Consider the following 15,948-nt stretch of genomic DNA (forward strand, 5'->3'; position numbering starts at 1 on the left):
GACTTGCCGTCATCCCGGCCGATAAGGCGCCAGCCGCACCTCGCGCAGCCCGTTATAGTCGAAGCCGCGCAGATCCGCCCCGCGCTGAATGCGCAAGCCGATCGCCTCCGCCCGGCGGGCAAAGCGCGGCTCCTGCCGCTTCTCCACGAAGGCGACCCGGCAGGTGCCGCCGGCCTTGAGGAAGTCCGCTGCCGCCGCCCCGTCAAGAAAGCGCGGCGCATTGGGCAGGAGCAGCGCGAAGCTCGGCTCATTATAGCCGGCTATGGCCACCTCGATCGGGCCTGCATCGGCCCCGCAGGATTCGCGCGCGGCCGCCGCAACCACGCGCGGCGCCATCCAGAAGCTCTCAATGTTCGGCAGCACAAGCTGCATCACGCCCAGGCCGGACACCAGCATGCCGGCGATAGCGACCAGCGCCGCTTTCTCCACCCCATAGTCTCGGACGGAGGCGGCAGCGATCACCAACGCGAAGAAGCCCATCAGCAGCAGCGGCCACGCCAGCACGCTGGTCGTGCGATCGAACACCGCCATGCCCAGCAGCGCTCCCACCGCGATCACCGCTCCGATCAGCGGCCACAGCCAGAGCACCCGCGTGAGCCGCGTATTGCCGATCGCCAGCGCTCCCCGCTCGACCGCCAGAGCGATCAGTATGGCAATAGCCGGTAGCGTTGGCGCCACATAGGCCGGGACCTTGGTCGGCAGGATTTCGAAGAGAACCCAGACCGGCACGACCCAGGCGAGCAAAAAGCGCACTGTGCCAATGCGTCGGGCTTTCCAAAGAATGGGGGCCGCGAGGGGAGCCAGCGGCGCCGCCGGCCAGAACAGGGCGAAGAACAACAGAAGATACACGCCCGGCAGACCGGTAAAGCCCTGGTATTCACGCGCCACCGGCCCCAGCAGCGTGCGCGCGAGCAATTCGGGCTGTGTCTCCGCCGGCCCATAGCGGCGCAACACGACCCAGCCGATGATGACCAGCAGGAGGAGAGCCAACCCGGCATAGGAACGGGCGCGTCGCAGGAAGAGTGCCGAGCGGTCCACCGCCACCAGCGACACCAGCGGCATCAGAACGTACAGGGGTGTCATCAGCCCTTTGGTGAACAACCCGAATGCCAGAGCCGCCCAGAACACCAGGGCTATGCGCGCCTCGTGACCTGACTGGTGCCAGGCGCCTGCCGCTCCGTTCTGGCGCTCGGCAAGATAGAGCCGGCCCATCGCTCCGAGCATCGCCGCGACCGCCGCGATCAGGAACACTTCCGGCACAGCGAGCCGCCCGGCGACACCAAGGGCAACGCTGCTGGCCAGCAGGCTGCCGGCCAATAGCGCTCCACGGCGGTGCGTGAAGGCCAGTGCCGCCCAGAAGGTCAGCAGCACGGCGGCGATGCCCCCCGCCAGAGACGGCAGGCGATAAAGCCAGACGCGGGTCGGCGCCTCTGCGACGCCTATGGAGGCCGCGGCTTTGACCAGACCGGCCTGCATCCAGTGCAGCCCCAGCGCCTGGGTCCGCTTGGGCTCCCAGCCGAGCCTCGTTTCCGTCAGCGCACCCGTTTCCGCCATATGACGGCTGATCAAGGCATAACGCGCGCCGTCTCTGTCCACGGGCGGAATCGAAAAGAGGCCGGGCAGCAGCGCCACCAGACAGAGGCCGATGAGGAACAGGCAGGCCCGGCGGTCGGTGCGGCAGCACGCCTCGAACAGCGCGACGATGCGATCCGGAAAGCGCGGGCCCCGCGCGGAATAAAGCGGGGCGGAACGTGCCTTGCGGCCCGAAGCAAATGACTTCATCGAATGGAATCCCTCCCGGCTCGATGAAACCTTAGCAGACCGACCGGCCACCCCGCATCCGGGCGTGCCGCCGATCCGCCACAGTACGGTCAGGTCAGGCCGGCACCTTGTCTCCGCCCGCGCCCGCCGTCGCCGTGAGCCCACCCGCTTCCTCGATAAAGCGCGCCACCTCGGCAACACCGTCACCTGCCCGCACATTGGCGAACACGAAGGGGCGGCGCCCCCGCATGCGGCGCGAATCCCGGTCCATTACGTCGAGCGAGGCGCCCACCAGCGGGGCGAGATCCACCTTGTTGATGACGAGGAGATCGGAGCGGGTGATGCCGGGGCCGCCCTTGCGCGGGATCTTCTCACCGGCGGAAACGTCGATGACATAGATCGTCAGGTCCGCCAGCTCCGGCGAAAAGGTCGCGGCGAGGTTGTCGCCACCGGACTCAATGAGGATCAGGTCAAGCCGAGGGAAGCGTGCGCGCATCTCGGCGATAGCGGCGAGGTTGGCGGAGGCATCCTCGCGGATGGCGGTGTGCGGACAGCCGCCCGTCTCCACGCCCATGATGCGCTCCGCCGGAAGCGCGCCGGCGCGGGTGAGGATTTCCGCGTCCTCTTTGGTGTAGATGTCGTTGGTAATGGCAGCGAGGTCGTAGCGCTCGCGGAAAGTCCGGCACAGCGCCTCCATCAGCGCCGTCTTGCCAGAACCGACCGGCCCGCCAATGCCGACCCGGAGCGGGCCGCTCGTCTCGCTAGCCATGATTGTCTCCTCGCCTTCAGCTTCGGAACAGCCGCGTGTACTGCGTCTCGTGACGCATCGACGCGATATCGGATTTGAGCGCCGCTCCACCGAGGCGATCCAGCGGCATCTCGGCCGCATGGGGGGCAACCTCGCGGATGATGGCCAGGGTCGCAGCCAGCGCCCGGTTGCCGTCGGTCTGGCCAAGCGGCACGAGCCTCACTGCGGCGGAGATGAGGTTCGCCGCGACGGCGTTGAGGAAGGCGGAAACCGTGGCCGCCAGCGGCAGACCATGTGCGGCCGCAGCGACGCCCACGGCAGTGGGATAGGCGACGCGTCCGTCCCAGAGGGCCGGCAGCCGCTCCAGCAGCGGCGCCGGCCACGCGGCGCGGGTGGCGGCGAGGAAGGCCTCGCCCTGATTCAGCGTTTCCATCTGCCGCTCGCGCGAGGGCGCGAAGGCGGCTGCGAGTTCCAGGACATCGCGCAGCCGCGCATCGTTGCCCTCCCGCGCCGCTTCGAAGGCGTGCGCCAGCAGAACAGCATCGGCAAACGGACCGCCGTGGCGCAGAAGATCGTCCACCCAGCCGGTGAGTGAGGCGAGATCGGAGACTTCCTGCGTCTCCACCGCCCATTCGAGCCCGTGCGAATAGGCGAACGCCCCCACGGGATAGGCCGGCGACAGCCAGACGAACAAGGCTAGGAGATCGGGCGAGGCGCCAGAGAGCGCCACAGGTGCCTCGCTCATGCCAGCGCCCTAGTGTCCGTGCTTGTGGTCGTGCCCATGGCCATGATGTTCATGGTCATGGCCATGCTTGTGGTCGTGGCCGTGCTCATGCACATGGTCGTGGCCGCAACCGCAGCCGGGACCGTGCTCATGCGCGGGCGGCTTGCCGTCCTGAACGTGCAGCACATCGCGCTCGCGGGCAGGCGCGTGATGGGCGTGCTCATGACCATGGTGATCATGGCCATGGTGGTCATGATGCGCATGATCGTGGTGGTCATGAGCGTGATGGTCGTGGTCGTGATGGTCGTGGTCGTGATGGTCGTGGTCGTGATGGTCGTGACCGCAGCCGCAGGCCTCGCCATGGGCGTGGTCGTGATGGTGCTCATGGCCGTGGGCGTGGTGCCCGTGTGCCTCGGCGGCTTCATAGGCGCCGCCCTCCGGCTCGAAGGCCGCGTCGACCACCGCGACGGTGGCACCAAGGCCGCGCGCCATCTCCTCCAGCACGCTGTCGCGGGCGATGCGGATGCGATCGGCAAGAAGCTCCGCCGGCACATGCCGGTTGCCCAGATGCCAGGCGAGCCGCGCCAGATGATGCGCATCCTGCGCCACGATCTCCGCCACCGGCTCCTCGGCCGCAACCACCGCGACGATGCGTCCGTCTTCGAGCGAGAGGCCGTCTCCGTCCTTCAGCCGCGTCGCCTCGACAAGGTCGAGCAGGAACGCCACGTCGCCCTCGCCGCGCATGGCGATACGGCGGCGGTAGCGCCCGTCATGCGGCAGCACCACACGGTCGGCGGCGGTGGCGGCATCCCAGCTGCCGGCGGGAAGCACAGTGCGGGCACGGATCATGGGACAACTCCGGTGGGGGCGACGCGCGGTCTAGGCGTCCTCCCCCAACCCTTAGAACAGGAAATAGCGCTGCGCCATGGGCAGCTCGGTGGCCGGGGCGCAGGTCAGCAATTCGCCATCCGCCCGCACCTCATAGGTTTCCGGGTCGATCTCCAGATGCGGTGTCGCGGAATTGTGAATCATCGACGCCTTGGAGATGCCGCCGCGCACGTTCTCCACCGCCACCGTCCGCTTCTCCAGACCGAGCTTATGCGCGACGTTCAGATCCATCGCCGCCTGCGAGACGAAGGTGAGCGAGGTCGCGGTGCGCGCCTTGCCGTAAGCGCCCCACATCGGCCGGTAATGCACCGGCTGAGGAGTGGGGATGGAGGCGTTGGGGTCGCCCATGACCGCCGCAACGATGGTCCCGCCCTTGATCACCATGTCCGGTTTGGTGCCGAAGAAGGCCGGCGTCCAAACCACGAGATCGGCCAGCTTGCCGGTCTCAACCGAGCCGATATGGCGGGAAATGCCATGGGTGATGGCGGGGTTGATCGTGTATTTGGCGATGTAGCGTTTGGCGCGTTCATTGTCGTTGCGCTCGCTGTCGCCCGGCAGCAGGCCGCGCTGCAGCTTCATCTTGTGAGCGGTCTGCCAGGTACGGGTGATCACCTCGCCGAGCCGGCCCATGGCCTGGCTGTCGGAACTCATCATCGAGATCGCGCCGAGATCGTGCAGGATGTCCTCCGCCGCGATGGTCTCCTTGCGGATGCGGCTTTCGGCGAAGGCGAGGTCCTCGGCGATCAGCGGATCGAGGTGATGGCACACCATCAGCATGTCGAGATGCTCGTCGAGCGTATTGATGGTGAAGGGCCGCGTCGGATTGGTGGAAGACGGCAGCACGTTCGGCAGACCGGCCACCTTCATGATGTCGGGCGCATGCCCGCCGCCGGCGCCTTCGGTGTGGAAGGCGTGAATGGTGCGCCCCTTGAAGGCGGCGATGGTGTCCTCGACGAAGCCGCTCTCATTGAGCGTGTCGGTGTGGATCATCACCTGGATGTCGTACTCATCGGCCACCGACAGGCAATTGTCGATCGTCGCCGGCGTCGTGCCCCAGTCCTCATGCAGCTTCAGCGAGCAGGCGCCCGCCTCGATCTGCTCGACCAGCGGTCCCGGCAGCGAAGCATTGCCCTTGCCCGACAAAGCGAGATTGACGGGGAAGCTGTCAAAGGCGCGCAGCATCATCTCGATATGCCACGGGCCGGGCGTGCAGGTGGTGGCGTTGGTGCCCGCCGCGGGGCCCGTGCCGCCGCCCAGCATGGTGGTGACGCCACTCATCAGCGCATGTTCGATCTGCTGCGGGCAGATGAAGTGGATGTGGCAGTCGAAACCGCCGGCGGTGATGATCTTGCCCTCGCCGGCGATGACCTCGGTCGAGGCGCCGATGATAATGGTGACGCCCGGCTGGATGTCCGGGTTGCCGGCCTTGCCGATGCCGCAGATGCGGCCGTCGCGGATGCCGATATCGGCCTTGACGATGCCCCAGTGGTCGAGGATCAGCGCGTTGGTGATGACGGTGTCGACCGCCCCCTCTGCCCGCATCACCTGCGACTGGCCCATGCCGTCTCGAATGGTCTTGCCGCCGCCGAACTTGACCTCTTCGCCATAGACGGTGAGGTCCTTCTCCACCTCGATGACGAGGGCAGTGTCGGCGAGGCGCACCCGGTCGCCCGTGGTCGGGCCGAACATCTCGGCATAGGAGGCGCGGGACATCTTCAGGGACATGGCGGCAATCCGTTTCAGGCGGTCGGATAAGACAAGCGGCGGCGATCTTGTGGGGCGGGCGTCAGAGCTTGCCCATCACGTCCTGGCGGAAGCCGTAGACCTCGCGCTTGCCGGCGAGCGCGACCAGCGTCACCTCGCGGCTCTGCCCGGGTTCGAAGCGCACCGCCGTGCCGGAAGGGATGGCGAGGCGCATGCCGCGCGCCTTCTCCCGCTCGAAAGCGAGGGCGGGGTTGGTTTCGAAGAAGTGGTAATGGCTGCCGACCTGAATCGGCCGGTCGCCCGTATTGGCGACGGTGACGGAGACAAAGTCACGCCCGGCCAGCAGTTCGATCTCGCCCTCTTCCAGCAGCATCTCGCCCGGCGCCCCCGCAGCATGGGCGGAGGCGATCGGCTCATGCACGGTGACGAGCTTGGTCCCGTCCGGAAAGGTGGCCTCGACCTGGATTTCGACGATCATTTCCGCGACGCCCGGCATCACCTGGTCGGCGGACAGCACCGTGGTGCCAAGCGTCATCAGTTCGGCAACCGTGCGCCCGTCGCGCGCGCCCTCGACCACCACATCGGTGATGAGCGCGACCGCTTCGGGATAGTTGAGCTTCACGCCCCGCTCCAGGCGACGGCGGGCCACCAGGGCCGCCATAGCGACGAGCAGCTTGTCCTTCTCGCGCGGGCTGAGGTTCATGGAAGCATCTCCGGCTCTGCAAAGGCGATGGTCGCGGCAAAAGTCCGCCTTACTTGCATCAGGAATGCCAAATGCGCGGCACCTCGCCGACACCGAGCACGGCGAGCACACGGCGGATGGCACTTTCCAGCGGCGCACCATCACGGGCGAGCAGCCGCACGGAGAGCATGCCGTCCCACGCGCTGGCCCCGGCGTCGAGCCCGTCCGGCAATTCGGCGGGCAGAAATGCGTCCTCTCCCGCAGCGAGTCCGAGGGCGCCGCGCACGGCATCGAGCCGCGTTTCGGCATCCGGCGCGACCAGCAGCAGCGTGGCGAAAGCGGCCCAGCCACCGGCGGTGGCGGGGCGGTCGAGCGTGGCGGCGATGTCGCCGTCGAGCTGGAGCCCGTCAGCATAAACCAGACGGCCGCCGCGGCGGATACGCCAGCGGTCCCGCAAGCTGCCATAGGAGAGGCGCTCACCGCGGGCGGTGCGACCGAGAATGATCGGCTCGACCAGCAGCAGGCGCGCATCCGGCGCCACCTCGGCAACAATGGAGCGCTCCACCCGCGCCCCATCGAACACGATGGTCGCCTGCGGCATCCAGTGCAGGCTGGCACCCGTCTCCGCGATGAGTTCGACCTCGATGTGGGAGGTGGCCCCGTCGGAGCGGTAGATCTTCTCGGCCGCCTGGGTGGTGACTACCAATTGGGCATCGCGCCCAGCAACAAGGCAACTTTGCGAGGCATCGCCCCCCGCAAGCCCGCCGCCGGTGTTGATCATCACCGCTTCCAGGGCGCTCCCCCGGCGGCCCGAGCGCGGGAAACGCACGCGCGCGAAACCCTCCTCCTCTATTCGCCCGCGCACCGTGCGCCCATCCAGCGCCTGTGCCTCGACCCGCAACCGCCCCTGCCCGCGCCGTTCGACCGGGATGGTGGTGGCGGCGTCAGACGGCAATGCGGTTGCGAACATCGGGATCCTCAAGCGCGGCACCATCGCCGGACATCACCACGGCGCCACGCTCCATGACGATGAAATGGTCGGCAAGTTCCTTGGCAAAGTCGAAATACTGCTCAACGAGGACAATGGCCATATCGCCCTTGGACCGCAGATAGCGGATGGCATTGCCGATGTCCTTGATGATCGAAGGCTGAATGCCCTCGGTCGGTTCGTCCAGCACCAGCACCTTGGGCCGCATCGTCAGCGCCCGGCCGATGGCCAGTTGCTGCTGCTGGCCGCCGGAGAGATCGCCGCCGCGCCGGCGCATCATCGAATCGAGCACTGGGAACAAAGAGAACACATCGTCGGGAATGAAACGCTCCGCGCGCTTAAGGGGGGCGAAGCCGGTCTGCAGATTTTCCGCCACGGTGAGCAGCGGGAAGATCTCGCGCCCCTGCGGCACGAAGGCGATGCCCCGCCGCGCCCGTTCGGACGGCGCCATGGCGGTGATGTCCTCGCCATTGAACCGTATTGTGCCCTTGGCGACAGGCGCCTGGCCGACAATGGCGCGCATCAGGCTGGTCTTGCCGACGCCGTTGCGGCCGAGCACGCACGTCACCTTGCCGGGCTCGGCGGTCAGCGAGACGCCGCGCAGGGCCTGCGCCGCGCCGTAGAAGAGGTTGATGTCCTGAACTTCCAGCATGAGCCTAGCGCCCCAGATAGACTTCGATGACGCGCTCATTGGCGCTCACCTGATCGAGCGTCCCCTCGGCCAGCACAGAACCTTCATGCAGGCACATGACCCGCACGCCGAGGTCACGCACGAAGGTCATGTCGTGCTCGACCACCACGACCGAATGGCCGTTGGCGTTGATCGCCCGCAGCAGTTCGGCGGTCTGGGCGGTCTCCGCGTCAGTCATGCCAGCGACCGGCTCGTCGACCAACAGGAGCTTGGGGTCCTGCGCCAGCAGCATGCCGATTTCCAGCCACTGCTTCTGCCCGTGCGACAACGCCCCACCGAGGCGGTCGCGGTGCTCGGTGAGACGGATGGTCTCGAAAATCTCGTCGATGCGCTCGCGCTCCGCCGCACTTTCGCGCCGGAAGATGTTCGGCAATGCCCGCCGCTGGCCCTTCAGCGCGAGGCGGAGATTGTCGAGCACCGTGTGGCTCTCGAACACGGTCGGCTTCTGGAACTTGCGACCGATGCCCAACGTGGCGATCTGCGTCTCGTCCAGCTTGGTGAGATCGGTGGTGCCACCATTGAAGAACACGTCGCCCCGATCGGGACGGGTCTTGCCGGTGATGACATCCATCATCGTCGTTTTGCCGGCGCCATTGGGGCCGATCACGGCCCGCATCTCGCCGGGATCGACGGTGAAGGACAGCGCGTTGAGCGCGCGGAAGCCATCGAAGGTCACGGTGACGGCGTCGAGATAGAGCAGCGCCTCGGTCAGCTCCTTCTTCGCGGCAGGTGCCGCCTCGGCAAGGGGTTCGAGCGTCGCGGTGTCGGTCATGTCGCTCTCCCTCACTCGGCCGGGCCGGGCGCGGCTATGGGCGCGCCCGGTATGTCATCATGCGGCCGGCGCTTCTCGCGCCAGTCGTAATAGGTGCCGACGATGCCCTTGGGCAGGAACAGGGTGACGGCGACGAACAGGCCGCCGAGCATGAACAGCCAGTACGGGGCGAGGATGCCTGACGTGAAATAGGTCTTGGCGTAGTTCACCAGCACCGCCCCCAGCGCCGCGCCGACCAGCGTGCCACGCCCGCCGACCGCCACCCAGACGATGATCTCGATGGAATTGGCCGGCGAGAACTCGGAGGGGTTGATGATGCCGACCTGCGGGACATAGAGCGCGCCGGCAATACCCGCGAGCATGGCGGAAACGACGAAGGCGACCAGCTTGTAGTTCTCCGCGCGGTAGCCGGTGAAGCGCACGCGGGTTTCCGCATCGCGGATGGCGACCAGCACCTTGCCGAAATGCGAGCGCACGAGGAAGCGGCACAGAACATAGCCGAGCCCCAGCGCCACCGCCGACAGCACGAACAGCACCAGCCGCGTGCCGTCCGCCTGTATGTTGAAGCCGAGAATGTCCTTGAAGTCTGTGAGGCCGTTATTGCCACCGAAACCCATATCGTTGCGGAAGAAGGCCAGCAGCAGGGCGAAGGTCATCGCCTGGGTGATGATGGACAGGTACACGCCGGTGACGCGCGAGCGGAAGGCGAACCAGCCGAACACCAGCGCAAGAAGGCCCGGCGCCAGCAGCACCATCAGTGCGGCGAAGGGGAACATGTCGAAGCCGTACCAGAACCAGGGCAGTTCCTTCCAATTGAGGAACACCATGAAATCCGGCAGCACCGGGTCGCCATAGACGCCGCGCGTGCCGATCTGGCGCATCAGATACATGCCCATCGCATAGCCGCCGAGCGCGAAGAACGCGCCCTGCCCGAGCGAGAGAATGCCGACATAGCCCCAGATGAGATCCACCGAGAGTGCGAGCAGCGCATAGGTCAGATATTTGCCGAGCAGCGAGACCACATAGGTCGGCACATGCACCGCCGAGTCCGGCGTCACGGCAAGGTTGAGGACGGGAACCAGCACCGCGACGACGGCGAGCACGATGAGAAAAACGATGCCGCTGGTGCCAAGCAGGGCGGGCGGTCGGGTCATGGCTAAGCCCTTGGTATTCATGCCTCAATCGACCTTCCCTTGAGGGCGAAGAGGCCTCTTGGGCGCTTCTGGATGAACAGGATGACGATGACCAGCAACGCGATCTTGCCGAGCACGGCGCCGGCATAGGGTTCCAGCAATTTGTTGGCGACGCCGAGCGTCATGGCGCCCACCAGCGTACCCCAGAGGTTGCCGACGCCGCCGAACACGACGACGAGGAAACTGTCGATGATGTAGCTCTGTCCGAGGTTTGGCGACACATTGTCGATCTGGCTCAGCGCCACCCCGGCCATGCCGGCGATGCCGGAGCCGAGGCCGAAGGTCATCGCGTCGACCCAGTTGGTGCGGATGCCCATAGAGGCAGCCATCCGACGGTTCTGCGTCACGGCCCGCATTTCAAGGCCGATGCGGGTCAGCCGAAGCGTCGCGAGCAGCGCGAAAAACACCAGCAATGAGAAGACGATAATCCATAGCCGCCCCGAGGTGATCGCCAGCTGGCCGATCTCGAAGCTGCCGGACATCCAGCTTGGGGCGCCGACTTCGCGGTTAGTGGGGCCGAAAATGGTGCGGATCGCCTGCTGCAGGATCAGCGAAATGCCCCATGTCGCAAGGAGTGTCTCCAGCGCCCGGCCGTAGAGAAAGCGGATGACGGTGCGTTCGATGAGGACGCCGATGAGGCCGGTGAAGACGAAAGCGAGCGGGATGGCGATCAGCAGCGACACGTCGAACAGGCCGGGATAGGAGGTGCGGATCACCTCCTGCACGACGAAGGTGGTGTAGGCCCCGAGCATGACCATTTCGCCATGCGCCATGTTGATGACGCCCATCACGCCGAAGGTGATGGCGAGTCCGATGGCGGCCAGCAGCAGCACCGAGCCGAGCGAGAGGCCGTACCAGACATTCTGCGCCATGCCCCACAAAGCGAGGTTGCGCTCGATGCCGGCGATCGCGTCGGCAGCGGCCTGCTTCACCTCCGGCGCCGCGCTGTCCGGCACCGAGCGCAGGATGGCGAGCGCGTCCTGATTGCCCTCGGCCCCCACCAGCTCGACGGCGGCGATGCGCTCGGCCGGGGTGATGCCTTCCTTGCCGATCAGGATCGAGGCGCGGGCGAGGTTCATCGCCGACTTCACCTTCGGGTCGCTCTCCTTGGCGAGCGCGGCTTCCAGCGCCGGCAGGGCGGCCTCGTCGCGCGAGCGGCCCACCGCCAGCGCGGCCTCCCGCCGCTTGCCGGCATCGGGGCTCACCAGCGAGAGGGCGCCATTCGCCGCATCAATGGCTCGGCGGACGCGGTTATTGACGCGCACCGGCTTGACGGCGGGCGCCTCGGCGACCGGCTGCAGGGTCAGCGGGTCGAGCAGCGCTCCAGCCTCGCCCTGGATGAACAGGCGCGGCGGCGTGCCGCCGAAGACGAGCTTGCCCTCGGCCAGCGCCGTGACGATTCCGGCGGCGGCCGGGCTGCCGCTCAGCGCCAGCGCGCCGAGCGCGGCTTCGGTGTCGTCATATTTGTTGGTGGTGAGCTGGGCCAGCGGCGCGCTGATGTCCGGGGCGCCAGCGTCCTGCGCGGCGGCGCGCCCGAACGGGGCGGCGGCACACAGCAGGGCGAGCGCACAGAGCAGGCGGGCGAAGCGGAAAAGGCGAGCGCGTGAGGTCATCATCGTCCGTCGATGTGGCGCTGCGGAAGACCGGAGCGGGCTCCGGCGGCGACGGCGGTACGCGAAAGCGGGAGGGGCTCCCGGCCGACCTAGGGCCCCAGAGGGGCCGGGCCGGTTCCGGCCGCCGCGAGGGCGGCCGGAGATGTCAGGCGAAGCAGGTGGGAGGGGATGCCCCCCGCCCGCGGCGCGGCCTCACTGGCCGGCGCCGCCGCACTTGCCGGTCTTGACGTTGAAGTTGCCGCAGGAGAGCGGCTTGCGCCAATCGGCGATCAGGTCCTTAGAGCCTTCGAGATAGGGGGACCATTCCTCGGCGACGATCAGGCCGGGGGTCTGCTCAACGATGTCGAACTGGCCGTCTTCCTTGATCTCGCCGATGAGCACCGGCTTGGTGATGTGGTGGTTCGGCATCATGGCCGAGAAGCCGCCGGAGAGGTTCGGCACGGTGACGCCGATCAGCGCGTCGATGACCTTATCGGCATCCGTGGTGCCGGCCTTCTCGACCGCCTTCACCCACATGTTGAAGCCGATGACGGTGGCTTCCATCGGGTCGTTGGTCACGCGCTTGTCGTTCTTGGTGAAGGCCTGCCACTTCTTGATGAAGGCGGCGTTCTCCGGCACATCGACCGACTGGAAGTAGTTCCAGGCCGCGAGGTGGCCGACCAGCGGCTTGGTGTCGATGCCGGCGAGTTCTTCTTCACCCACCGAGAAGGCCACGACCGGAATGTCGGTGGCCTTGATGCCCTGGTTGCCGAGTTCCTTGTAGAACGGCACGTTGGCATCGCCGTTGATGGTGGAGACTACCGCCGTCTTCTTGCCCGCCGAGCCGAACTTCTTGATGTCGGCGACGATGGTCTGCCAGTCGGAATGACCGAACGGCGTGTAGTTGATCATGATGTCTTCGGACTTGACGCCCTTGGACTTCAGATAGGCTTCAAGGATCTTGTTGGTCGTGCGCGGATAGACATAGTCGGTGCCGGCGAGCACCCAGCGCTGCACGCCCTCATTCTCCATGAGGTAATCGACCGCCGGAATGGCCTGCTGGTTCGGGGCGGCGCCGGTGTAGAACACGTTGCGCTCGCTCTCCTCGCCCTCATACTGGACCGGGTAGAACAGAATGCTGTTGAGCTCCTTGAACACCGGGAGCACGGACTTGCGCGACACCGAGGTCCAGCAGCCGAACACCACCGCGACCTTCTCCTTGGCGATGAGTTCGCGCGCCTTTTCGGCGAAGAGCGGCCAGTTCGAGGCGGGATCGACCACCACGGCTTCCAGCTTCTTGCCGAGCACGCCGCCGGCCGCGTTCTGCTCCTGCACCATGAACAGCACGGTGTCCTTCAGCGTCGTCTCGCTGATCGCCATGGTGCCGGACAGAGAGTGCAGCACGCCGACCTTGATCGTCTCCTGGGCGCTCGCGACGCCGCCTCCGGCCAGCGCCAGCGCAGCCGCACCCACAAGCGCGCGACCGGCCATACGCCGGGCATGCGTGAACATGTTCAGCATCTTTATTCCCTTCTGGAGTACACACGCAGGACCCCCGTCCGCGTGCCGAAGGGATTGTTTGCAACCCGCGTGCCAAGGGCGGCATTGCGGCCGGTAACGGGGATCGGCCTCGCTTTGGGTTCCGGCGGACGACGCAGCAGCGAAACAATTAGCCTATTTTTTAATCAAAAATGCAACGAATTGCACATCATAGCCGATCCATGCCGTGATCGCCTGTTTCTTGCGCAGCGCCTCCCGTCCGCACGGCGCCTTGCTGGCGCCGCAACGTGACGAGCGCGGCAGATGAATGGGGTTATCAGATACCGACTGTGGCAACGTCGGAGGGGCGCCGCGTCGAGGAGGCGTGCGCGGGTCGCCTCGTTCGCCCCCCGGGACAAGCCTCACCCTGGGGGCGGCCGAGCGGGGGACGGCGCGACCAGCGCGGCGTCTCCCGGCGTAACGGGCGAGGCGTGCCGGTCCGCCGACCGGCACGCCCTACCTTCGGTCAGAACACGTAGTTGATGGTGAGCGCGACCGCCTGATTGTTCGCGGTCGCGGAATAATTGCCGCCCGAGGTGCCGGAGAATTCAACCGTCGGATAGACCGTATCGAACTGGTTGAGGAACTTATTGGTCACCGTGGACGAGGCCGTATAGGAGTAATTCAGGTCGAGGAACCAGTTGCGCGTGAGGAAATAGGTGACGCCGACGGTCGCGGTGCCGCCCCACACCCAGTCGGACGACGAGAAATAGCCGGGTGTCCCGGACACATCGTAGCGATGGTCGAGTTCGGCGAAGCCGATCAGGCCGTTCATGTTGGAATTCACGCGCGAGAGCGTCGGGCCGGCGCCGCCATAGACGAACCCGCGGCCGAAGGAATAACCGATCAGTGGCACCAGCGCGAACTGATGTTCGATTTCCACCTTGTAGTTCTGCAGCAGGTAATTGCCGTTGAATGTGCCGGAAATTTCGCCGGAATAGCTGCCGGTCTGCGGGATGAGAATGTTGTCGCGCGAGCCCGTGAGCCCAAGGCTGTTATAGCTGAACTTGGCTCCCCATATCCAGGGCGTGTCGTTGATCGTGCGGTAGAAGCCGCCCTGCAGCACGAATGAGGCGCCGGTTTCGTTCCCGAGATCGGGATAGGTCGATCCTGCCGCCTGCCCATTCGCGACCCAGAAACCGAGGGCGTAGACATCGCTGACGCCGAAGCCGAACAGATCCTGATTGCCGAAATCCGCCTTGTTCAAGGCCGCGCCGGCACCGATGAAGACGCCATTCGCCGGCATGAGCGGCTCGGACGCTTCCTGCGCCTGCGCCGCCAGCGGCAGGCCCGCAAGGCACAGTGCAAAACCAAAGATGCGGTAGTTCATGGATCAATCCCCCGTGATGAGTGCGGCGGAGGATAGGGACGAGGATACCGCCCTCAACGTCGAATTTTGTTCATATCCTGCTAACCATAGGTCGCGGGCTGAGGAGCAACATCAAGCTGTTAGCCGGCGATCAGCCGGCGTTCAGCCCGCTCAGCCGCTCCAGAGCGCGGTCGAGCGTGGCGTCGGTCTTGGCGAAGCACAGCCGCACCACGCTCTCCACCGGGTCCTGCGCATAGAAGGCCGAGACGGGGATCGCCGCCACGCCCTCGCGCGCCACCAGCGACAGGCAGAACGCCTCGTCGCGCAGCTGCGGCGACAGCGCGGCGAGATCGACATTGAGGAAATAGGTGCCGGCGGAGGGCAGCACGCTCAGCCCGATTCGCGTCAGCCCCTCCGCCAGCCGGTCGCGCGAGCGCTGGAGCCCGGCGCGCATGGCGAGAAACCACTCGCGCTCCTTGCCCAGCCCATAGGCAACGGCGTGCTGCAGCGCCGGCGGCGTGGTGAAGGTGAGAAACTGGTGCGCCTTGGACAGCACGCGCATCAGCTCCGGCGCAGCGCAGACGAAGCCGACCTTCCAGCCGGTCATGCCGAAGATCTTGCCGGCCGAGCCGATCTTCACCGCGCGCTCGCGCATCCCCGGCAAGGCGAGAACCGACTGATGCGCAAGGCCGTCGAAGATGACGTGTTCCCACACCTCGTCGCTCACCAGCACAGCGCCGGAGCGGGTGCAGAAATGGGCAAGCAGCGCGAGTTCCCCGCCGTCGAACACGCGGCCCGTGGGATTGTGCGGATTGTTGAACAGCACCAGCCTGGTGCGCGGCGTAAACGCGGCTGCCAGCGCGTCCTCGGTAAGCCGCCAGTGCGGCGGCACCAGCCGCACCAGGCGCGGCACGCCGCCGGCGCGCTTCACCAGCGGCAGATAGGCGTCATAGAGCGGCTGGAACAGCACCACCTCGTCGCCCGGCTCGATCAGCGCAAGCAGCGCGCCGGCAATGGCCTCGGTGGCGCCAGAGGTCACCATCACCTCGCGCTCCGGGTCGAGGTCGAGCCCCTGCCAGTCGCGGTAATGAGTGGCCACCGCGCGGCGAAGATCCATTGTGCCCATCATCGGCGGGTACTGGTTCCAGCCGTCGAGCACCGCTTCCGCCGCTTTCTCGCGCACGTCGCGCGGGCCGGGATCGTCCGGGAAACCCTGGCCGAGATTGACCGCCTCATGCTGGCGCGCCAGCGCCGACATAGTCTCGAACACGGTGGTCGGCAGGGCGGCGAAAAGCGAATTCATGACGGGTCCTGCGGCAGGTTCACGGCCTTCCTTAGCTCCGCCCCGGCGCCGGTG

Annotated in this window: 14 protein-coding genes; all 14 read right to left on the reverse strand. The window is 66.6% G+C overall.

Annotation, left to right across the window (positions count from 1 at the left end; all coding sequences use genetic code 11):
• Window positions 1-9: 9 nt before the first annotated feature.
• The gene (locus tag J2S75_RS21095; RefSeq protein WP_307023004.1) at window positions 10-1,632 is read right to left on the reverse strand and encodes an ArnT family glycosyltransferase; all 1,623 of its coding nucleotides are present in this window, start codon (window positions 1,630-1,632) and stop codon (window positions 10-12) included.
• Between the two features lie 244 nt (window positions 1,633-1,876).
• Window positions 1,877-2,530 (reverse strand): urease accessory protein UreG, encoded by a 654-nt coding sequence (ureG, locus tag J2S75_RS21100; protein ID WP_307023006.1) that lies wholly within the window; start codon window positions 2,528-2,530, stop codon window positions 1,877-1,879.
• Window positions 2,531-2,546: 16 nt separating this feature from the next.
• Window positions 2,547-3,254: an urease accessory protein UreF gene (locus J2S75_RS21105; protein WP_307023008.1), complete on the reverse strand. Its 708-nt coding sequence runs from the start codon at window positions 3,252-3,254 to the stop codon at window positions 2,547-2,549.
• A gap of 9 nt (window positions 3,255-3,263) precedes the next feature.
• On the reverse strand, window positions 3,264-4,082 hold the full coding sequence (locus J2S75_RS21110; protein ID WP_307023009.1) for an urease accessory protein UreE: 819 nt from the start codon (window positions 4,080-4,082) through the stop codon (window positions 3,264-3,266).
• A gap of 51 nt (window positions 4,083-4,133) precedes the next feature.
• The gene (gene ureC / locus J2S75_RS21115; protein ID WP_307023011.1) at window positions 4,134-5,846 is read right to left on the reverse strand and encodes an urease subunit alpha; all 1,713 of its coding nucleotides are present in this window, start codon (window positions 5,844-5,846) and stop codon (window positions 4,134-4,136) included.
• Window positions 5,847-5,907: 61 nt separating this feature from the next.
• Window positions 5,908-6,528, reverse strand: a complete 621-nt coding sequence (locus J2S75_RS21120) for an urease subunit gamma (protein ID WP_307023013.1) — start codon at window positions 6,526-6,528, stop codon at window positions 5,908-5,910.
• Window positions 6,529-6,586: 58 nt separating this feature from the next.
• On the reverse strand, window positions 6,587-7,477 hold the full coding sequence (locus tag J2S75_RS21125; protein WP_307023015.1) for an urease accessory protein UreD: 891 nt from the start codon (window positions 7,475-7,477) through the stop codon (window positions 6,587-6,589).
• Window positions 7,452-8,147: an urea ABC transporter ATP-binding subunit UrtE gene (urtE, locus tag J2S75_RS21130; RefSeq protein WP_307023017.1), complete on the reverse strand. Its 696-nt coding sequence runs from the start codon at window positions 8,145-8,147 to the stop codon at window positions 7,452-7,454. The genes J2S75_RS21125 and urtE overlap by 26 nt, the downstream gene beginning before the upstream one ends.
• 4 nt (window positions 8,148-8,151) lie before the next feature.
• Window positions 8,152-8,958, reverse strand: a complete 807-nt coding sequence (urtD, locus tag J2S75_RS21135; RefSeq protein WP_307023019.1) for an urea ABC transporter ATP-binding protein UrtD — start codon at window positions 8,956-8,958, stop codon at window positions 8,152-8,154.
• A gap of 11 nt (window positions 8,959-8,969) precedes the next feature.
• The gene (gene urtC / locus J2S75_RS21140) at window positions 8,970-10,112 is read right to left on the reverse strand and encodes an urea ABC transporter permease subunit UrtC (RefSeq protein ID WP_307023021.1); all 1,143 of its coding nucleotides are present in this window, start codon (window positions 10,110-10,112) and stop codon (window positions 8,970-8,972) included.
• Window positions 10,113-10,129: 17 nt separating this feature from the next.
• Window positions 10,130-11,764, reverse strand: a complete 1,635-nt coding sequence (gene urtB, locus J2S75_RS21145; RefSeq protein ID WP_307023023.1) for an urea ABC transporter permease subunit UrtB — start codon at window positions 11,762-11,764, stop codon at window positions 10,130-10,132.
• Between the two features lie 192 nt (window positions 11,765-11,956).
• Window positions 11,957-13,264 carry an urea ABC transporter substrate-binding protein gene (urtA, locus tag J2S75_RS21150; RefSeq protein WP_370874182.1) on the reverse strand — a complete coding sequence of 436 codons (1,308 nt, stop codon included), beginning with the start codon at window positions 13,262-13,264 and terminating at the stop codon, window positions 11,957-11,959.
• A 484-nt stretch (window positions 13,265-13,748) separates the two neighbouring features.
• On the reverse strand, window positions 13,749-14,612 hold the full coding sequence (locus J2S75_RS21155; RefSeq protein WP_307023025.1) for an outer membrane protein: 864 nt from the start codon (window positions 14,610-14,612) through the stop codon (window positions 13,749-13,751).
• Between the two features lie 130 nt (window positions 14,613-14,742).
• Window positions 14,743-15,894: an aminotransferase gene (locus J2S75_RS21160; RefSeq protein ID WP_307023027.1), complete on the reverse strand. Its 1,152-nt coding sequence runs from the start codon at window positions 15,892-15,894 to the stop codon at window positions 14,743-14,745.
• Window positions 15,895-15,948 lie beyond the last annotated feature (54 nt).

This window comes from Ancylobacter polymorphus (assembly GCF_030813495.1).
Classification (GTDB): domain Bacteria; phylum Pseudomonadota; class Alphaproteobacteria; order Rhizobiales; family Xanthobacteraceae; genus Ancylobacter; species Ancylobacter polymorphus.